Source organism: Budvicia aquatica DSM 5075 = ATCC 35567, assembly GCF_000427805.1.
Taxonomy (GTDB): Bacteria; Pseudomonadota; Gammaproteobacteria; order Enterobacterales; family Enterobacteriaceae; genus Budvicia; species Budvicia aquatica.
The window spans coordinates 136,217-156,599 of the sequence record NZ_ATYS01000008.1; the positions used below are offsets into that span (position 1 = coordinate 136,217).

The following is a 20,383-nucleotide window of genomic DNA, read 5'->3' on the forward strand; positions in this document are numbered from 1 at the left end:
ACCGACTTAGTGCGCTTTATCACTATTAACAATAAAGGGGATTCTGTGGGGAGTGGCTCAGCGTTGAGATACTGCGGGATATTATTTGTATTGCTGAATTTTTGCCGTAATCAGATTAAGCAGTGCTTCAGCATCAGCGGCGGGCAGTTCTGCATTCACCGGTAAATACCACCAGTTATCATTGGCAAAGCTTCTGCATTTCACCGCATCCTTCTCCGTCATCAATAACGTTTGCTCCGCACTGACTAACGGATCCAGTAATTCATGGCTATAGGGTTGATGATCGGAAAAGGCATATTCCTGACAGGTAATAACACCTAACTCTTTTAAGGTATTAAAAAAACGTGGCGGATGCCCTATTCCGGCCATAGCAACAATGGTCGGTAACGCCAATACAGATTTACGTTCACCTGAAATCAAATTTACCGCTTCACCGGGCTTAAGCACCATAGGGATTTCATCATGTTCAGGCTGACCACCGTTAGTAATAACCGCATTAACCGAACCTAAGCGCCCCACTCGCTCACGCATAGGCCCAGCTGGCAGCCACCAACCGTTACCAAAACGACGGATACCATCAACCACAACCAGTTCAATATCCCGCTGCAGGGCATAATGTTGTAGTCCATCATCAGTAATAATGACGTCTAAAGCATGTTGGCTAAGGAGAGCGCTAACCGCAGAACAGCGGTCAGGCGCCACAGCAACGGGCGCTCCGGTTCTCTGAAAGATAAGTACCGGCTCATCACCGGCAATATCTGTGGTGGTATTGTGATCCAAAATTAACGGATAGCTATCGGACTTTCCGCCATATCCTCGAGAAACAACCCCGACATGGATCCCCTGTTGACGCAGATTCTCAACCAGCCAAATAACGACCGGCGTTTTACCATTACCGCCCGCAGTTAAGTTGCCGACCACGACAATAGGTAACGGTGCCCGCCATGAGCGAAGTAATCCGGTACGATAGCCAAATTGCCGAAGACCGCTAATCAGACCATACAGCCATGAAAGCGGTAGCAACAAAAGATAAAGCTTTGACTTTCCGGACCAGATTCTTTCAATCATTGGCTAAACTGCATCTTATGTAACTGAGCATAAGCGCCATTATTATTAATCAGGGATTCGTGGTTACCCCGTTCAACAATACAGCCATCCTCGATCACCAGAATTTCATCGGCCTTTTCAATGGTTGACAGGCGGTGAGCAATCACCAAAGAGGTCCGGTTTTTTTGCAGTTCATCTAACGCCGATTGAATTGCTCTTTCCGATTCAGTATCTAATGCCGACGTTGCCTCATCCAGAATCAGAATCGGGCTATCGCGCAATAAAGCCCGGGCAATGGCAATCCGCTGGCGCTGCCCGCCGGACAGTAATACGCCATTTTCACCGATAATAGTATCCAGCCCGTTCTCCATCTTATTGATGAAGTCCATGGCGTAAGCCATGGTAGCCGCCTTTTCAATATCTGCACGGGAATATTTGTCAGTTCGGGCGTAAGCAATATTATTCGCAATAGTGTCATTAAACAGATGAACGCTTTGAGAAACCACCGCAACCTGATTACGCAACGATGCTAAAGTAAACTCACGGATTTCATGACCATCAATCAGTATTTCGCCTTCTTGAATGTCATAGAACCGGGTCAGAAGATTAGCAATTGTCGACTTACCTGAACCGGAACGACCAACTAAGGCTACCGTTTTGCCTTCAGGAATATTCAGATTGATATTTCGCAATGCTGGAACGTCTTTAGTCGGATAGGTAAATGTCACATTGCGCAATTCAACGTTTCCTTTCACCCTATCGATATTTAATTTACCAGTATCCTTCTCCGGTTCCATATCGAGAATGGCAAACAGCGTCTGGCAAGCGGCCATACCGCGCTGAAACTGTGCATTGACGTTAGTCAGTGACTTCAGCGGCTTCATTAAAGCAACCATCGCTGAAAATACCACGGTAATCGTACCCGGAGTCAGTGTCTCCATGATGCTGGGATATTTAGCGGCAAATAAAACGAAGGCCAGGGCTGTCGATGCAATTAATTGGACTATTGGATCTGAAATAGCCGATGCAGCCACCATTTTCATACCCTGCTGGCGCATCCGGTTACTGACTTTATTAAAGCGGCTTGTCTCAACTTCTTGTCCGCCGAAAATCAATACTTCCTTATGGCCTTTCAGCATTTGCTCCGCGCTTGCCGTAACCTGTCCCATGGTGTTTTGCATATTTTTACTAATATTACGAAAACGCTTAGAGACGAAACGAATGACAAGAGAGACAACCGGGGCAAGTACGATCAAGATTAAAGACAGTTGCCAGCTGTAATAAAACATCATAGAAAAAAGTGCCAATATATAAGCACCTTCCCTAACAACGGTAATTAATGCACCTGAAGATGATGAAGCAACCTGTTCTGAATCATAAGTAATGCGCGACAGTAATGTACCGGTCGACTGCTGATCAAAGAAGGAAACCGGCATATTCATCATATGGCCGAACAGACGGCGGCGAACGGTCATAACAACCTGCCCGGAAACCCATGATAAGCAGTAGGTTGAGGTATAGCTGGTTATTCCACGCATGACCATCAGTCCCAATACAACGAATGGCATCCAAGCTAATACATCACTACCGACTTTACCAAAGTCATCCAACAATGGCTTAAGCAGCGAGATCATTAACGCATCGGTGCCAGCATTTAATATTAAAGCAATAGCTGAAACAATCAGCCCTAGCTTAAAAGGACGGATCATTGGCCACAGTCGGCGAAACGTCTGCCACGTGGAAAGGTCTTTATCATTCAACATTCAATTACCACATTGTGTGAAATAGCGGGTTATTCTACTCATTATGCTACAAAGAACCAAACCACTGATGATACCAACGAGGCATTAATTGCTCTCTGAAGCCCAATATTTCGTAATAGTCCTTATAAAACATAGCACTAACCTGACCTGATTTTGCAGTAGAAATCCATTTAATTTCAGCATCGTCATAGCGTTTTTTTACTTTTTCCGAGGGTAAGCGCCATCGATTAAAGCGTGCTACCGACGTTAGCGCCACATCAGGCCTGACGGCTTGTAAAAATGTTGCTGTTGATGATGTGTTGCTTCCGTGATGGGGAGTTTGCAAAATATCACTGGTCAATTCACTGCCTAACGTCCTGACCAACGCTAATTCTTGGGCCCTTTCTAAATCACCGGTTAACAAAATGCTGTGTTGTCCATCATCAACACGAATAACACACGAATCTGCATTATACGCTCGCTTTTTACTTTTTATTGGCCAAAGCACGCTAAAGGTTAAACCTTGCCACTGCCAAGAGTCTCCCTGTAAACAGCTTAATCCTTTTGCGGTTGTCGGGCTTCTGAGCCATACGTTGGGATAAGCGATTAAAATATCCTCAACCCCACCGATATGATCCAAGTCATCATGACTAATAATTATGCCTTCTAGGGTTAGCCCATGCCAACGCAGGAATGGGATAATTTCTCGTAACGCGGCAGAACTCCCTTGCCAACGGTTTCCGGTATCATAAAGAATAGCCTGATCTCCACGCCGTATAACAATGGCCAGACCATGACCAATATCCAGCATATCTACTCGCCATAATATTGATGACTGATTCCAGGCGGGGAAAAAAATAACCGCTAACAATATCCATGGAATAAAGCGAGTCGACTGCCACAGTGACATACGCCAATAAATAACCACAAACCAGCCCAAAAAGCTGATAGCAATGATATGGTATGTCAACATGACCCAGCCATCTTGGAATTTATTCAATAAAGATAAGACAAATAATAAGGATTGATCGGCCCCCCACCATAAAATAGAGGACAAAGATGAAAACCCACTCAATATTAATCCAAATAATATTGCCGGTACGGTAATAAAAGAAACCAGAGGAACAGCAATCAAATTACTCAACAATGCCGTCCAACTTAACCCATGAAAAATAATAACCTGCATTGGCACCAGTAAAATCATCATAGCCAATTGCAAGTAAGCCCATTGAATAATAATCCAACGCCGTTTATGCATATAAGCGGGTAATGGCACCCACTGAAACCAAAAAATCAGTCCGGCTACCGCACCACAAGACAGCCATAAGCTATCAGATAAAATCATCATGGGATCGAACAACAGCAACATCGCAATAATACGTAACCAGACTTGCCATGCGGTCCAGTTTGTCCCTCGCCATCGAAGTATCATCCATATCGTTAGCGCCATAAAAGCCCGCAAGGCAGGGGGATTGGCTCCCGATAGCCACACATATAATGCCGCCGTTCCCCAGCTAATCACTTGAGGAAAGTTCAGACCAATATAACGAACCGGAAATGTAAACTGAATCATTCTGGCAGTCGTCCATCCAACCAGCGCCGCCAATGAGATATGCAGACCAGAAATGGCCATCAAATGGGCAGTACCGGTTTGTAGAAACAACTTCCGATGTTCGGCGGTCATTAACCCTCGCTCACCAAAAGCCAGTGCTAATAAAATACCCTGAGATTTTAGGTGAGTTGTCGCAGAATAAACCCGCCGTATAAGTTTCTGACGTATATCAACAGACGAGTCTAATAATTCGGCTTTCTTTACATAGCCAATAAATAGCTGATGATTTGCTATCGCCCTTCGCTGTTTATCATATCCCCCCTGATTAAGCTGGCTATGAACAACACGAAATAAAACGTTTAACCTCCAGGTTTGGCCTGCAGCCATTTGATTAGAAATATCCCTGGTTGAAGTATTAAAATAGAGAGGAATATCAATACGCTCCAGAAAAGAGAGTTTACGATCGTCTACCTCAAGTACGCGAAACACAATCTTAGGAAATTGTTCACTGCCGATACCTGAAGAAATAACCTGCCCACTGACGGTCAGTTTTTTATCTGAATAGTGGTCTATCTGTTGATATAACCGTTCAGCACAGTAACTCCCCCATAGAAAACTCAGCAAAATTAATGCAATTAGCTTGGCGTGATAATATTTAGCAATGGCTAAGAGAATTGCTGTACCTGCTAAACACCCCCAAAGAACCATTGAAGGCAGCACAGGAATAAATAACAGGGGCAATATCCCGACAATAATGGCCGCTGCAATATGATCGACAGAGAAAGCTGAATTCAATTGAAGTGTCCTGAAATTTTATTAGAAATGATTAAAAAAATTCAGGATCAATTATTAAAAATTAGAGGCGAGAAAACGAAGGTCTATTTTCAGTCTTTCGAGCAATGGGGAATTTATATGGTGATAACCAGAGTGTTGCATAAATCTATTGGATATTTGCCGCAAAATATTAATAAGGAAATTATGGTTAGCATTGAGATATAAAAAATCCGGATGCGGAAACCGCCCCGGATTTTACATTATCTGAAAAGGAATTAACCTTTTGGCTCGCAAGCTTTAATTTATGGATTAACCATAAATATTTGCGCGATCGCGTAACTCTTTACCTGGTTTAAAATGCGGAACATATTTACTTTCAAGTTCCACTTTCTCACCAGTTTTAGGGTTACGTCCTACACGCGGGGCACGGTAGTGAAGAGAAAAACTGCCGAACCCACGTATTTCAATGCGTTCGCCACCGGCTAAGGTAATAGCCATATGTTCCAGCATTTCTTTCACTGCATCTTCAACCGCTTTAGTTGGTAAATGAGTGTGTCTACTAGCGAGTCTTTCTATAAGTTCAGACTTGGTCATCGTTCCTCCAAGCTTATCAGCTCAACTACCGAAGGGACAGCCAGTGGCNGCCCCCTGCCATTATTCGCCTTTAGCGGCTTTAAATGCTTCAGCCATAGCGTTAGAGAAACCACCGTCTTCTTGCTTAGCAGTGCTGTTATTCACTGTAGCAACGGCTTCTTTCTCGTCAGCTTCATCTTTAGCACGTACAGACAGGCTGATAATACGGTTTTTGCGATCTACACCAGTGTATTTAGCTTCAACTTCGTCACCAACACTCAGGACTAAAGTTGCATCTTCAACACGGTCACGGGTTGCTTCAGAAGCACGCAGGTAGCCTTCAACGCCACCAGCTAATTCAACTGTAGCACCTTTTGCGTCAACTGCTGTAACTTTACCAGTAACAATTGCACCTTTCTTATTGATAGCAAGGTAATTGTTAAATGGATCTTCAGCCAGTTGCTTAACGCCTAAGGAGATACGCTCACGTTCTGCATCAACTTGCAGTACAACTGCAGCGATTTCGTCACCTTTCTTGTAATCGCGAACGGCTTCTTCACCAACCACGTTCCAAGAGATGTCAGATAAGTGAACCAGACCATCAATTCCGCCGTCTAAGCCGATGAAGATACCAAAGTCAGTGATTGACTTGATCTTACCTTCAACACGCTCGCCCTTATTATGGGTTTCTGCGAATTGCTGCCATGGATTCATCTTGCACTGCTTCAGGCCTAGAGAGATACGACGACGTTCTTCGTCGATATCCAGAACCATAACTTCCACAACGTCACCAACGTTAACAACTTTGGATGGGTGGATGTTTTTGTTGGTCCAATCCATTTCTGAAACGTGTACCAGACCTTCAACGCCTTCTTCGATTTCAACGAAGCAACCGTAGTCAGTCAGATTAGTCACACGACCAGTCAGTTTAGTACTTTCTGGATAACGCTTAGCAATTGCGACCCATGGATCTTCACCCAACTGCTTCAGACCCAGTGAAACACGGGTACGATCGCGGTCGAATTTAAGAACTTTAACCAGGATTTCATCGCCAACATTAACGATTTCGCTAGGATGCTTAACGCGCTTCCAAGCCATATCAGTAATATGTAACAGGCCGTCAACGCCACCCAAATCAACGAATGCACCGTAGTCAGTAAGGTTCTTAACGATACCTTTAACTTCCATGCCTTCTTGCAGGTTTTCTAGCAGTTGATCGCGCTCTGCACTGTTTTCTGATTCGATTACAGCACGGCGAGAAACAACGACGTTGTTACGTTTTTGGTCAAGTTTGATAACCTTGAACTCAAGCTCTTTGCCTTCTAAATGCAGCGTGTCACGAACAGGACGCACATCTACCAGTGAACCAGGTAAGAACGCACGAATGCCGTTAAGCTCAACGGTAAATCCACCTTTGACCTTGCCATTGATAATACCAATAACAGTTGCAGCTTCTTCTGAAGCTTTTTCCAGCGTGATCCAAGCTTCATGACGCTTAGCTTTCTCACGGGATAGAAGGGTCTCACCAAAGCCATCTTCGATAGCGTCCAGTGCTACATCAACTTCATCACCAACCTGGATTTCCAGTTCGCCCTGAGCGTTTTTGAACTGTTCTACTGGGATTGCAGATTCAGACTTCAGACCTGCGTCGACCAGAACAACGTCTTTATCAATAGCGACAACAACGCCGCGTACGATGGAACCCGGACGGGTTTCAATTGTTTTCAGGGATTCTTCAAAGAGTTGAGCAAAAGATTCAGTCATGTTGTTAATCTTCAGGATTCTTAAGTTTAACGTCCATCTAACATCTAGTCCGATGGGGTTGTTATAAATGCCCTGCTTACATCCTTGCAGCAGAGTGACACACAAAAGTTCGAGGCCGTCATTATCAGGCGACGAACAGTAATTATTTTAGCACATTTCGGGCATAAACTAATGCGTGTTCGATAACTTCTTCTATCGACATATTGGTTGAATCCAATATCAGCGCATCACTTGCAGGCACTAAAGGCGCTACAGCCCGATTACGATCCCGGTAATCCCGTTCCTGTATTTCGGACAAAAGACGTTCAAATTTAACACAAAGGCCATTTTGCTGCAACTGTAGCATACGCCTTTGGGCTCTTTCTTCTGCACTGGCATCCAAAAAGATTTTTACCGGAGCATCAGGAAACACAATCGTTCCCATATCGCGACCATCAGCAATCAGGCCGGGGAATTCCCGAAAGGCCCTTTGACGACGTAATAACGCCTCCCTGACCCGAGGAAGTGCCGCTGCTTGCGATGCGGTATTGCCTACCGTTTCATTACGAATCTGGCTAGTAACGACCTCGCCTTCTAGAATCACTTGCAGTTTATTTTCTTGCGTAATGAACTGAACGTCTAAATGAACCGCCAGAGGCACCAGAGCCTCTTCAGACGTAATGTCGACATTATGATGTAATGCCGCCAGTGCCAATACGCGATAAATAGCGCCTGAATCGAGTAAATGCCAGCCAAGATTTTCGGCTAATGCCTGACAAAGCGTCCCCTTACCTGCACCACTAGGACCGTCAACCGTTATTACCGGGGCAATTGCCGCCATACCTATCTCCTTAAGCGAGAGAATCAATCACAATGCTTGAGCATTTCAAATTCAGCTGATTATACCCATCATCAGCGATAACTGACAGGAGATGTATTGGATTTACCAGAGGGAATTGGCCGGAGGGCTATGATTTTATGCAATAGATAAATAAACGGAGAAATGAGTAAGCAATTAATTCAATCAATAAAACGGCGTTACAACGGCCTGAATGGACTAATGTAACGCCTGATCAGCAATTCTTATGCTAACTGACTTAACAGGGCAAACTGCTTAAAGTAGTCAGGGAAGGTTTTTGCCGTACATTTTGGGTCTAAAATAGTTACCGGCGTATCGGAAAGCGCAACCAAAGAGAAGCACATCGCCATACGATGATCGTCATAAGTGGCTATTTCTGCATGATTAAGCGTTTTAGGCGGCACGACTCGAATATAGTCTTGCCCCTCTTCAACTTCGGCCCCCACTTTTCTTAGCTCAGTCGCCATCGCATTTAGTCGGTCGGTCTCTTTGACCCGCCAGTTATAAATATTACGGATAAGCGTCTCACCTTTGGCAAACAGTGCCGTTGTCGCAATAGTCATAGCGGCGTCAGGTATATGATTCATATCCATATCAATGCCGTTAAGTTCGCCGCGCTGGCACTCAATAAAATCACTACCCCAGGTGATTTTTGCCCCCATCATTTCCAGAACGTCAGCAAAGCGAATATCACCCTGAACGCTATTTTTACCAATTCCGGTAACTCTTACCGCACCGCCTTTAATCGCTGCTGCGGCCAGAAAATACGATGCCGATGAGGCATCGCCTTCAACCAAATAATTTTCAGGTGAAATGTAGTGCTGCTGGCCTTGAATATGAAAAACCTGATAGTTGTCGTGGCTGACATTAACGCCAAAGTCACGCATCATATGCAGGGTAATATCGATATAGGGCTTAGAAACTAAATCACCTTTAATGGTAATTTTAGTCTCTTTGATTGCCAGCGGCGCGGTCATTAACAATGCCGTTAAAAACTGGCTGGAAACGGAACCATCAACGGAAATATCTCCGCCTTCGAATCCGCCACGTAAGCGAAGCGGTGGATAGTTATCTTGTTCAAGATAATCAATCTTAGCTCCGCCTTGGCGTAAAGCGTCAACCAGATGGCCAATAGGGCGTTCTTTCATCCTTGGTTCACCGGTAAGGACAATATCTCCATCACTCAAGCAAAGCGCCGCGGCCAGTGGTCTCATTGCCGTTCCGGCATTGCCTAAGAAAATCTCTAACGCACTGTTCGACTTTAAAGGGCCATCAATACCTTCAATATCACAAATAGTATGGCAATCAGATAATTGATAATGAATACCTAATGCTTTTAACGCATTAAGCATATGTCTAACGTCATCGCTGTCCAGCAAATTCGTTAACCGGGTTTTACCTTTCGCCATCGCAGCGAGTAACAACGCACGGTTTGAAACACTTTTTGAGCCGGGTAAATTAATCGTCCCGTTAAATTTTGCAATAGGCTGCAGAGTTAAAGATTCCAACATGTATCAATCATCTCTTTATATCGTATTTTTATTAATCAGAAAGCTATTACCCAAAAATAGCTTTCTGATGATGAATTAGCCGCTATGGCTTAAGGGATATTTCTGCAGCCTGAACTGCGTGTATTTTTGCCGTGTCATACAGCGGAACGGATGCATCTTGCTCGCTGACCAGCAGCCCAATTTCGGTACATCCAAGAATAATACCCTGAGCGCCGTTATCCACTAGCCGTTGCATAATCTGGCTAAAAGCTTTGCGGGACTCATGGTTAATCTTCCCTAAGCAAAGCTCCTGATAAATCACCTGATGGACAATTTCCCGCTCAGCTTCATCAGGAACCACCACTTGAATATGGTGCTGTTCACTCAAGCGGCCTTTATAAAAGTCTTGTTCCATCGTAAAGCGGGTGCCTAGTAATCCGACCTTTTTAATGCCCTGCTGTTGAATCACACTGGCAGTGGCATCAGCAATATGACAAAGGGGGATAGAAACCGCTGCAACAATCCGGTCATATACCTTATGCATCGTATTAGTACAAATAACGATGAAATCAGCCCCGGCAGCCTCAAGTCGCTGAGCGGCATGGGACAATAGCTCACCGGCAGCATCCCAATCACCCTTCATTTGTAAACGCTCAACCTCTTGAAAATCAACGCTGAACAGCACGACTTTGGCCGAATGCAAACCACCAAGGTGATGTTTAATGGTTTCATTAATATGGCGGTAATAAGGAATGGTTGATTCCCAACTCATTCCGCCAATTAGTCCGATGGTTTTCATCTGGCCAGTTCCTTATTTAAGAGTCTAACTTTTCTAATTTACAGCGCTAACAGATTAGCCATGACGACGTTCAAAATCAGCCATAAACGCAGTTAATGCTTGTACGCCAGCTAATGGCATGGCGTTATAAAGTGACGCCCGCATACCGCCTAAAACACGGTGGCCTTTCAGTGCGTGCAGGCCGGCTGATTTAGACTCTTCAAGGAAGACTTTATCTAAATTACCATCAGCAAGCTGGAATGGAACGTTCATCCACGAACGGTTAGCCGGAGCAATACCGTTACGATAAAAATCGCTGCGATCGACAAAGTCATACAGATGCGCGGCTTTTTCTTGGTTACGGCGACCAATCTCAATCAATCCGCCCTGAGCTTTTAGCCACTTGAACACTAAGCCAGACAGATACCAGGCAAATGTGGGCGGCGTATTGAACATCGAATCACACTCATTCAATACGGTGTAATCCAGTATCGATGGGGTTTCTTTACGAGCCTTGCCTAACAAATCTTCCCGAACAATGATCACCGTAATACCGGCTGGGCCAATATTCTTCTGAGCACCGGCATAAATCACACCATAGCGGCTGACGTCCATCGGACGGGAAAGTATGGTTGATGATAAATCTGCAACCACAACCTTATCGCCAAAATCCGGTTGTTCATCGATGGCAATACCACCGATCGTTTCATTAGGGCAATAATGAACATAAGCGGATTTATCATTTAATACCCAATCTTTCATTGGCTTAATGCCAGATAAACCATCAATTTGAGTTTTTACATCAATGGCATTAGGTGAACAATATTTTTGAGCTTCTTCAATAGCGCTGTGAGCCCAGTATCCGCCATCAATATAATCAGCCTGATTATTATCCCCTAACAGATTGAGCGGAACGGCAGAAAATTGTGCGCGCGCTCCGCCATGACTAAATAACACTTTATAATTTTCAGGAATTTTAAGCAGATCGCGTAAGTCCTGCTCAGCGGTTTCAGCCACCTGAATAAACTCTTTACTACGATGGCTAATCTCCATCACCGAAGTGCCCAGTCCTTGCCAGTCACAAAGTTCTTGCTGAGCCTGACGCAACACTTCCACCGGCAACATTGCCGGGCCTGCGCTAAAATTAAATACCTGTGCCATTTATCTTCACCGCCCTGATAGAAATTATGTGTTTCATTTTAGAAAAGAGATTATCGGTTTTATCATTCACTTAGTTTTGCTGCAATGCTTATTGTGGATAAGATTCGATTAAATCAATCAAGCTAAATAATCTATAGCGGGATAGGGAAACACAGAAATACTGCCCATTTGAGTAAAAATGAAGGAATAAGCCAGCTAATTTAGGAAAATTAAGATATTGACGTCACATTGTCGCCGATGACAGAAGAAATACCATCGTTATTGATTATTGTGTGACGCAAATTTGTGGCACAAGATCTGACTTCCGATATTCAGTTTGGTGAGTTTTAAGGTAATCCATCACGCTGCCAGAGGTCATTTTAAAGGTCGTTGAAATATCCATGCCGGCACTTTTCAGACCTTTAGCCGTCCAGTTATTGCAGGTGTTAAACATTGAGTAACGCCCGACGCCATCATAAAACTCGCTATTGCCATAAATTCCGCGTTTCAAACGTATAACCTCGCCCTGTTCATCGCGGTTAAAACTGTCGGCAATAAAAGCCACCAGGCTATTTAATTGATTATCGGTTATTTCAACGCTGAAAATATCACTTTCACTAAAGTAGCGCTCTGGATCTGTGGGCACAGAAACCACATGCATTACTGCACCAGTCGACCAGAACATAGCCTGTAACGTTAAGCCCGTTGTCACTTCCTGAGCCTGATAAAAACCTTTATCTCCCCAACCAATCTCATACCAATTCCCATGGCTAAATCGTTCAGTTAACTGTGGCAGATAAATGTCCATTCTCTTCGCTGGTACCACAATACCCGTATGCCAACCATGGCTAACAATATAAACCTGATTAGAGCTACTCTCTTCAGGTTCAGACAATGGAATACTGACATTAGGCAGGCCGGAACATCCGGCAATCAACAAAACGGACAGCAACACACAATATTTTTTAAGCATACGCGTTTTCCTTAACTCGTCTATTAATGACATCCTGTCTTTTCGTATCGAAATATAGACGGTGGACAGCGCAGAATTATACGCTGTCCCGTAACCACTCACTATGATTAATATTCGTTAAAAATTCGCTGAATTTCAGCCGGATCTTTAGTTTTGGTTAATGCCAGTTGCAACAGCACTCTCGCTTTTTGCGGATTTAATGTGCCTGACGCCACAAAACCATATTTCACATCATCAATCTCAGCATCTTGGGTGGTTGAACCCGTCGGCACACGAGAAGATCGAACCACGGCTACACCTTGTTCTCTTGCCTGAGTTAATGCTTCAAATAACGTATTATATAAATTACCGTTACCGACACCCGCCGAAACGATGCCTTGAGTACCTTCCGCGATTAGAGCCTTAACCGGTGCCGCTGAAGCATTGGAATAACTATAAACAATGTCAACTTTCGGTAATGACGTTAGTGAGCTAACGTCGAATGAGGACGCATTAGTATGCTTGCGAGTCGGCATGCGCTGATAGTCAACTTTGCCATTATGAATATATCCCAGAGCACCATAGTTCACGCTTTTAAAGGTCTGTACTGCTGTCGTGCTGGTTTTAGTGACATCGCGAGCATCAAGCACAGCATCGTTCATCGCGACTAAAACACCCCGGCCAGCCGAATTCTTATCCGATGCGACAACCACGGCATTATAGAGGTTGAACGGTCCGTCAGCACTCATTGCCGTTGCCGGCCGCATAGAACCAACCATAACCACGGGTTTATCACACTTAACCGTCAGATTGAGAAAATAGGCTGTCTCTTCCATGGTGTCAGTACCATGAGTAATGACAAAACCATCGCTGCCGGAACACCCCTGATTAATGGCATTGGCCAACTTTAACCAGACCTGATCGTTCATATCCTGTGAACCGATATTAACAATCTGCTCACCTTTAATTTTAGCAATATCTTTAAGCTGAGGTACTGCTTCGACCAATTTATCAACGCCAAACTGGCCCGCTACGTAGTTTGATTTTGTTTCAGAAATGCCGCCGCCAGCAATGGTTCCACCGGTAGCTAATACAGTAATTGTAGGTAGTTCAGCGAGGACGGGCAGCGTAAAACAGCATAACAGCGCACCAAGGGCGGACTTTTTAAATACCAACATACTCATAGCTCCTGTTTGCAATTATCAAGAATGACAAAATTGACTAATTGAATTATCTACATATTTTAGTTTTTTTCTGTGACAGTCCGCCCGAGAACTAACATTACTAGAGCTATGACTAAAAACACCGTATGATTAACACAATGATAACCGTCCCACCCCCGATAATTTCTTCGGTAAATCAAGAGCCTGAACATTAATGCAAACAGATATGCAAACCTTTATTCCCGGCAAAGACGCCGCACTGGAAGATTCTATCGCCCGCTTTCAGCAAAAGCTAAATAAGCTAGGATTTAACATTGAAGAAGCGTCCTGGCTAAATCCCATTCCTAACGTTTGGTCAGTTCATATTCGGGACAAGGATTGCCCTCTGTGTTTTACCAATGGGAAAGGCGCAACCCAAAAAGCAGCCTTAGCTTCAGCGTTGGGAGAATACTTTGAACGTCTGTCGACTAACTATTTCTTTGCTGACTTCTACTTAGGCAAAACCATTTCACAGGGTGATTTTGTCCATTATCCTAATGAGAAATGGTTTGCAATTCCGCAGGATGACTCTCTGCCAGAAGGAATATTAGATCCTCATTTACAGCGCTTTTATGATCCTGAACAAAATCTGGCCGCCAGCGGGCTTGTCGACTTGCAGTCAGGCAATACAGAGCGTGGCATTTGTGCTCTGCCCTTTACCCGTCAATCCGACCTACAAACCGTTTATATCCCGATGAATATTATCGGAAATTTATATGTATCTAACGGTATGTCAGCTGGCAATAATATGAATGAAGCGCGAGTTCAGGCGTTGTCAGAGATTTTTGAACGCTTTGTAAAAAATCGCATTATCGCAGAAGCGATCAGCCTGCCTGAAATTCCGGCAGAAATTATCAAACGCTATCCGCAGGTTGAGGAAGCCATTAACACACTGGAAGCCGAAGGGTTCCCAATATTCTCTTATGATGCCTCGTTGGGGGGTAAGTATCCGGTTATTTGTGTTGTGCTGTTCAATCCGGAAAATGGGAGCTGTTTTGCCTCCTTTGGCGCTCATCCTGATTTTGGTGTAGCCCTTGAACGTACCGTAACCGAATTACTTCAAGGCCGCAGCCTGAAAGACCTCGATGCTTTCAGCGCACCGACCTTCGATAATGAAGAGATTGCTGATTACGCTAACTTAGAAACTCACTTTATTGATTCAAGCGGCTTAATATCTTGGGATTTATTTAAACAACAGTCTGACTATGACTTTGTTGATTGGAACTTTAGTGGTTCAACAGAAGAAGAGTTCAGCACGTTGATGGATATCTTCAAGCTTGATGAGGTTGAAGTTTATATCGCTGATTATCGGCATTTAGATGTCGATGCTTGCCGGATATTAGCGCCGGGCATGTCCGATATTTACCCAGTGGAAGACCTACAGCTGGCTAATAACAATATGGGACAGCATTTAAGAGAGACGATTCTTAACTTACCATCAAGTAATTTGCCGCCGGCTGAATATTTGGCATTAATCGAACAGTTAGATAATGAAGGTTTGGATGACTTTGTTCGGGTTCGTGAACTATTGGGAATGGCTACCGGTTCTAATAATGCGTGGAGTATCTTGCGTATCGGTGAGCTTAAATCGATGTTAGCTCTGGCCGGGGGTGACTTAGACCAAGCATTAAGCTGGGTTGAATGGACACAAGAGTTTAATGCATCCCTGTTTGATAAACAAAGACGAAATTATTATCGCTGCCTGCAAACGCTGCTACTAATGAAACTCGATCCTGAAGAACGCGATGAAGAACAGTTGAACCCTGCTTTTTACCGCATGTATGGTGAAGACACCGTAAAAACCGTCTGGAGTAATATTCACGGAGAACAACGCTTCTACGGCATTTTTGATATAGATCAAGATTTAACAAATCTTCAAGCACACCAGTCATTACTCGCTGCTTATCAAAAACTACAGACGGCTAAACGTCTGGCGTAAATAACTAATTAAATAACAAGGTTCTTTATATAAAATAGAGAACTTTGTTACTTTAATATTCATTAGTAAAAAAAAAGAAATTAATGTTAAAAAATAGTAAAATAAAACATTATTCACCCTTAAAATAAACACATTCCTTGTGATTTATTAACAGTTTAAATATTCCATTAAAATCACATTAAAATTTTTTAGTAAATATTAAAAATATTTTTATCAAACCAATTCAATAGGTTACATTAAAAGCAACAGGTTATTAGCACGTTTTCCTAAATATTAATTTCACTCAGAATGATCACCATCAATTTTTGCAGTATAATGTTCAAATAGTATCAGCAAGCAATTTAGTCGCCTTAGACGCAAGAGATCTTATCCAGTGAAAGCAGATAATCCCATTGCATTATTATCTCCGGCAGCCATGGCTCAAGTAGCCGAGAATGCGGGAATATATAAAGTAGCGAAACGTCCTATTATTACCTTTTGCTCAGCTATTTTGGCTGGCGTATTCATTTCTATTGCCTTCGTTTTCTATATCACCGCGACAACAGGAACCGCCAATGTCCCCTTTGGCATGGCTAAGTTTCTGGGCGGCGTCTGCTTCTCATTAGGATTAATGCTTGTCGTTGCCTGTGGCACCGACTTATTTACCTCCACCGTACTCACCTGTATTGCCAAGGCCAGTAATCATATTACCTGGGGCCAAATGTTCCGTAACTGGACCAACGTCTATCTAGGCAATTTTGTCGGCGCCCTGCTATTTGTTGCTATTATTTTTATGGCCGGTCAAATCAGCGCAGCTAACGGGCTTTGGGGGCTGAATGTGTTACAAACGGCTGACCATAAACTGCATCATACCTTTGTTGAAGCCGTGGCTTTAGGTACATTAGCTAACCTGATGGTATGTTTAGCCGTATGGATGAGTTACGCTGGACGCAGTTTAATGGACAAAATGTTCATCATGATATTGCCAGTCGCCATGTTTGTAGCCAGCGGTTTTGAGCATAGCATCGCGAATATGTTTATGATTCCTATGGCAATCGTCATAAAGAATTTTGCATCTCCTGAGTTTTGGCATCTTATCAATGCGACTCCGGAGCAATTTCCAAGCCTGACTATAAGTAACTTTGTTGTTGATAATCTTATCCCGGTAACAATAGGTAATATTATCGGTGGATTGATGGTAGGTATGCCGTATTGGGCAATGTATTTACGTGGTGAGAAGCACTAGTACAGTGATTCTTACATTCAAAGTTAATTCAAGTTCCATAGTATATTAAAGGTAGGTGAAAAATGACCGAACTTAACCAAAAGTTTGTCAAAGCGTGGGAAGGATTCAAAGACGGCGAGTGGAAACACGGCGTTGATGTTCGTAGCTTTATCCAAAAGAACTATACCCCTTACGAGGGCGATGAGTCTTTCTTAGCAGGTTCAACCGAAGCCACTGACAAGCTTTGGGACAAAGTGATGGATGGCATCAAAATCGAAAACCGCACCCATGCGCCGGTTGATTTTGATACTGATGTTGCTGCAACCATCACCTCCCACGATGCGGGCTATATCGAAAAAGCTTTAGAAACCATCGTAGGTTTACAAACTGACGCCCCATTAAAACGTGCTCTGATTCCATTCGGCGGCATTAAAATGGTTGAAGGTTCTTGTAAAGTTTATGGCCGTGAATTAGATCCACAGCTGAAAAAAATCTTTACGGAATACCGTAAGACTCACAACCAAGGCGTTTTTGATGTTTACACCAAAGACATCCTGAACTGCCGTAAGTCAGGTATCCTGACCGGTTTACCAGATGCTTATGGCCGTGGCCGTATCATCGGTGACTACCGTCGTGTGGCTGTGTACGGTATTGATTACCTGATGGCTGATAAATACGCACAGTTCCAGTCTCTGCAAGAGAAAATGGAAAACGGCGAAGATTTAGAAATGACCATCCAACTGCGCGAAGAAATTGCTGAACAGCATCGTGCATTAGGTCAAATGAAAGAAATGGCGGCTAAATATGGCTATGACATTTCTGGTCCTGCTAACAACGCTCAAGAAGCCGTTCAGTGGACTTATTTTGGTTACTTAGCTGCCGTTAAATCTCAAAACGGTGCTGCAATGTCTTTCGGTCGTGTATCAACGTTCCTTGACGTGTATATCGAACGCGATCTGAAAAATGGCACATTAACTGAAATTCAAGCGCAAGAACTGATCGACCACTTAGTGATGAAACTACGTATGGTCCGTTTCTTACGTACGCCTGAATATGATGAGCTGTTCTCAGGTGACCCAATTTGGGCAACTGAATCATTAGCAGGTATGGGTGTTGATGGCCGTACTCTGGTGTCTAAAACCAGTTTCCGCTTCCTGAATACGCTATACACTATGGGCCCTTCACCAGAGCCAAATATGACCATTCTGTGGTCAGAAAAACTGCCAATGAACTTCAAGAAGTATGCGGCTAAAGTCTCTATCGATACCTCATCTGTACAGTATGAGAACGATGACTTAATGCGCCCAGACTTCAACAACGATGACTATGCTATCGCTTGTTGCGTAAGCCCAATGATTGTTGGTAAGCAAATGCAGTTCTTCGGTGCTCGTGCAAACTTAGCCAAAACCATGCTTTATGCAATCAATGGCGGTATGGATGAGAAAATGAAAATCCAGGTTGGTCCTAAAGAAGCACCTATGACCGATGCCGTTCTGGATTATGATAAAGTGATGGATCGTTTAGACCATTTCATGGACTGGTTAGCAAAACAGTACGTGACCTCTCTGAACATCATTCACTATATGCATGATAAATACAGCTATGAAGCTGCACTGATGGCTCTGCATGACCGTGATGTAGTTCGTACTATGGCATGTGGTATCGCTGGTCTGTCTGTTGCTGCTGACTCACTGTCTGCAATCAAATATGCCAAAGTTAAACCAATCCGCGATGCTGATGGCTTAGCAACCGACTTTGAAATCGAAGGCGAGTATCCGCAGTTTGGTAACAACGACTCTCGCGTTGATGATATTGCCTGCGATCTGGTTGAGCGTTTCATGAAGAAAATTCAGAAACTGCGTACCTATCGTCATGCAATTCCAACTCAGTCAGTTCTGACCATTACCTCTAACGTTGTTTATGGTAAGAAGACGGGTAATACGCCAGACGGACGTCGTGCCGGTGCGCCATTCGGACCAGGTGCTAACCCAATGCACGGCCGCGATCAGAAAGGTGCTGTTGCATCCCTGACTTCTGTTGCAAAACTGCCGTTTGCCTACGCTAAAGATGGTATCTCTTATACCTTCTCTATCGTTCCAAATGCACTGGGTAAAGATGACGATGTACGTAAAGCTAACCTTGCAGGTCTGATGGATGGTTACTTCCACCATGAAGCCAGCATCGAAGGCGGTCAACATCTGAACGTTAACGTAATGAACCGTGAAATGCTGTTAGATGCAATGGAAAATCCTGAGAAGTATCCTCAGTTGACTATCCGTGTATCTGGCTACGCAGTACGTTTCAACTCGCTGACTAAAGAACAGCAGCAGGACGTAATCACCCGGACATTCACTCAAACCATCTAATTTCCTTGTTAGAGTGAAATATCATAGAATTGAGGCCCTGCATAACGCGGGGCCTTTTTTATTGATACCTTTATTTATTGATACAGAGCATGTTTTGCCGGAAATCTTTGTCGCCATAGCGTAAAATAAAGGTTTCAGGCAAAGCTCATCGGTAAACCCGACGGGATTAACCTGATAACAAATAACATTGTCATCTGCCCTTCACACGACGGCAAGATAATTTAGGTCCTCGATAAGGACCCACTTTGGAGTACAACTGCAATGTCAGCAATAGGCCGCATCCACTCTTTTGAATCCTGTGGTACCGTCGATGGTCCGGGTATCCGTTTTATTGTTTTCTTTCAGGGCTGCCTTATGCGTTGTCTCTATTGCCATAATCGAGATACCTGGGACACCCACGGCGGCAAAGAAGTGACTGTTGATGAGCTAATGAAAGAAATCGTGACTTATCGCCATTTTATGAACGCTTCCGGCGGCGGTGTTACTGCATCCGGTGGAGAAGCCGTTCTTCAGGCTGAGTTTGTCCGCGACTGGTTTCGGGCGTGCCGAGAGGAAGGCATTCATACCTGTTTAGATACCAATGGTTTTGTCCGTCGTTATGATGCCGTTATCGATGAGTTGCTCGACGTGACTGACTTAGTGATGCTCGACCTTAAACAGTTAGACGATAGTATTCACCAGAATCTGGTGGGCGTATCTAACCATCGTACCCTAGAATTTGCCCGCTATTTGGCCAAGCGTAATCAAAAAACATGGATTCGATACGTTGTCGTTCCGGGCTGGTCTGATGATGATAAATCGACTCATATGCTGGGTGAATTTACCCAAAACATGACCAATATCGAAAAAATTGAGCTGCTGCCTTATCATGAATTGGGCAAACATAAATGGATTGCCATGGGTGAGGAATATGGTTTGGAAGGTGTAAAACCACCAACAAAAGAAATCATGGATCGAGTAAAATCTATCCTTGAAGGCTACGGGCATAAAGTCATTTATTAATAGCCTATCTACGGTCTAAA

General features: G+C 43.8%; 15 protein-coding genes. 4 read left to right on the top strand and 11 right to left on the bottom strand.

Annotated features, from left to right (window positions below; translation table 11 throughout):
• Positions 1–81 precede the first annotated feature (81 nt).
• The 11 genes from lpxK to ansB all read right to left on the bottom strand — a co-directional run bounded on the left by lpxK (position 82) and on the right by ansB (position 13,828).
• The gene (gene lpxK / locus YWE_RS0104985; protein WP_029093522.1) at positions 82–1,068 is read right to left on the bottom strand and encodes a tetraacyldisaccharide 4'-kinase; all 987 of its coding nucleotides are present in this window, start codon (positions 1,066–1,068) and stop codon (positions 82–84) included.
• Positions 1,065–2,810, bottom strand: coding sequence for a lipid A ABC transporter ATP-binding protein/permease MsbA (gene msbA, locus YWE_RS0104990; RefSeq protein ID WP_029093523.1), 1,746 nt, complete (start codon positions 2,808–2,810; stop codon positions 1,065–1,067). The genes lpxK and msbA overlap by 4 nt, the downstream gene beginning before the upstream one ends.
• 46 nt (positions 2,811–2,856) lie before the next feature.
• On the bottom strand, positions 2,857–5,136 hold the full coding sequence (locus tag YWE_RS0104995; RefSeq protein WP_029093524.1) for a DNA internalization-related competence protein ComEC/Rec2: 2,280 nt from the start codon (positions 5,134–5,136) through the stop codon (positions 2,857–2,859).
• A 288-nt stretch (positions 5,137–5,424) separates the two neighbouring features.
• On the bottom strand, positions 5,425–5,709 hold the full coding sequence (gene ihfB, locus YWE_RS0105005) for an integration host factor subunit beta (protein ID WP_029093526.1): 285 nt from the start codon (positions 5,707–5,709) through the stop codon (positions 5,425–5,427).
• Positions 5,710–5,769: 60 nt separating this feature from the next.
• Positions 5,770–7,452 (bottom strand): 30S ribosomal protein S1, encoded by a 1,683-nt coding sequence (gene rpsA / locus YWE_RS0105010; RefSeq protein WP_029093527.1) that lies wholly within the window; start codon positions 7,450–7,452, stop codon positions 5,770–5,772.
• Between the two features lie 142 nt (positions 7,453–7,594).
• Positions 7,595–8,272 carry a (d)CMP kinase gene (gene cmk / locus YWE_RS0105015; RefSeq protein WP_029093528.1) on the bottom strand — a complete coding sequence of 226 codons (678 nt, stop codon included), beginning with the start codon at positions 8,270–8,272 and terminating at the stop codon, positions 7,595–7,597.
• A gap of 242 nt (positions 8,273–8,514) precedes the next feature.
• Entirely contained in the window at positions 8,515–9,801 is a 1,287-nt protein-coding gene (gene aroA / locus YWE_RS0105020) for a 3-phosphoshikimate 1-carboxyvinyltransferase (RefSeq protein WP_029093529.1), read from the bottom strand.
• A gap of 82 nt (positions 9,802–9,883) precedes the next feature.
• Positions 9,884–10,579, bottom strand: coding sequence for an aspartate/glutamate racemase family protein (locus YWE_RS0105025; protein WP_029093530.1), 696 nt, complete (start codon positions 10,577–10,579; stop codon positions 9,884–9,886).
• Positions 10,580–10,633: 54 nt separating this feature from the next.
• Entirely contained in the window at positions 10,634–11,719 is a 1,086-nt protein-coding gene (serC, locus tag YWE_RS0105030) for a 3-phosphoserine/phosphohydroxythreonine transaminase (protein ID WP_029093531.1), read from the bottom strand.
• A gap of 265 nt (positions 11,720–11,984) precedes the next feature.
• Positions 11,985–12,671 carry a TIGR02117 family protein gene (locus YWE_RS26675; protein WP_051323204.1) on the bottom strand — a complete coding sequence of 229 codons (687 nt, stop codon included), beginning with the start codon at positions 12,669–12,671 and terminating at the stop codon, positions 11,985–11,987.
• Between the two features lie 107 nt (positions 12,672–12,778).
• Complete coding sequence (ansB, locus tag YWE_RS0105040; protein ID WP_029093532.1) at positions 12,779–13,828, bottom strand: L-asparaginase 2; 1,050 nt, start codon at positions 13,826–13,828, stop codon at positions 12,779–12,781.
• Positions 13,829–14,039: 211 nt separating this feature from the next.
• Between ansB and ycaO the strand changes: the two genes are divergently transcribed.
• The 4 genes from ycaO (at position 14,040) to pflA (ending at position 20,363) form a co-directional block, all read left to right on the top strand.
• The gene (ycaO, locus tag YWE_RS0105045; RefSeq protein WP_036015165.1) at positions 14,040–15,791 is read left to right on the top strand and encodes a 30S ribosomal protein S12 methylthiotransferase accessory factor YcaO; all 1,752 of its coding nucleotides are present in this window, start codon (positions 14,040–14,042) and stop codon (positions 15,789–15,791) included.
• A gap of 373 nt (positions 15,792–16,164) precedes the next feature.
• Entirely contained in the window at positions 16,165–17,016 is an 852-nt protein-coding gene (focA, locus tag YWE_RS0105050; RefSeq protein ID WP_029093534.1) for a formate transporter FocA, read from the top strand.
• Positions 17,017–17,078: 62 nt separating this feature from the next.
• Positions 17,079–19,361, top strand: coding sequence for a formate C-acetyltransferase (gene pflB, locus YWE_RS0105055; RefSeq protein WP_029093535.1), 2,283 nt, complete (start codon positions 17,079–17,081; stop codon positions 19,359–19,361).
• A gap of 261 nt (positions 19,362–19,622) precedes the next feature.
• Entirely contained in the window at positions 19,623–20,363 is a 741-nt protein-coding gene (gene pflA / locus YWE_RS0105060; protein ID WP_029093536.1) for a pyruvate formate lyase 1-activating protein, read from the top strand.
• Positions 20,364–20,383: the final 20 nt, after the last annotated feature.

Coding starts and splice junctions, on each gene's coding strand:
- msbA (WP_029093523.1), bottom strand. CDS start 2,810: ATGTTGAATGATAAAGACCTTTCCACGTGGCAGACGTTTCGCCGACTG.
- ycaO (WP_036015165.1), top strand. CDS start 14,040: ATGCAAACCTTTATTCCCGGCAAAGACGCCGCACTGGAAGATTCTATC.
- pflB (WP_029093535.1), top strand. CDS start 17,079: ATGACCGAACTTAACCAAAAGTTTGTCAAAGCGTGGGAAGGATTCAAA.
- rpsA (WP_029093527.1), bottom strand. CDS start 7,452: ATGACTGAATCTTTTGCTCAACTCTTTGAAGAATCCCTGAAAACAATT.
- serC (WP_029093531.1), bottom strand. CDS start 11,719: ATGGCACAGGTATTTAATTTTAGCGCAGGCCCGGCAATGTTGCCGGTG.
- pflA (WP_029093536.1), top strand. CDS start 19,623: ATGTCAGCAATAGGCCGCATCCACTCTTTTGAATCCTGTGGTACCGTC.
- ihfB (WP_029093526.1), bottom strand. CDS start 5,709: ATGACCAAGTCTGAACTTATAGAAAGACTCGCTAGTAGACACACTCAT.
- YWE_RS0105025 (WP_029093530.1), bottom strand. CDS start 10,579: ATGAAAACCATCGGACTAATTGGCGGAATGAGTTGGGAATCAACCATT.
- YWE_RS26675 (WP_051323204.1), bottom strand. CDS start 12,671: ATGCTTAAAAAATATTGTGTGTTGCTGTCCGTTTTGTTGATTGCCGGA.
- cmk (WP_029093528.1), bottom strand. CDS start 8,272: ATGGCGGCAATTGCCCCGGTAATAACGGTTGACGGTCCTAGTGGTGCA.
- lpxK (WP_029093522.1), bottom strand. CDS start 1,068: ATGATTGAAAGAATCTGGTCCGGAAAGTCAAAGCTTTATCTTTTGTTG.
- ansB (WP_029093532.1), bottom strand. CDS start 13,828: ATGTTGGTATTTAAAAAGTCCGCCCTTGGTGCGCTGTTATGCTGTTTT.
- aroA (WP_029093529.1), bottom strand. CDS start 9,801: ATGTTGGAATCTTTAACTCTGCAGCCTATTGCAAAATTTAACGGGACG.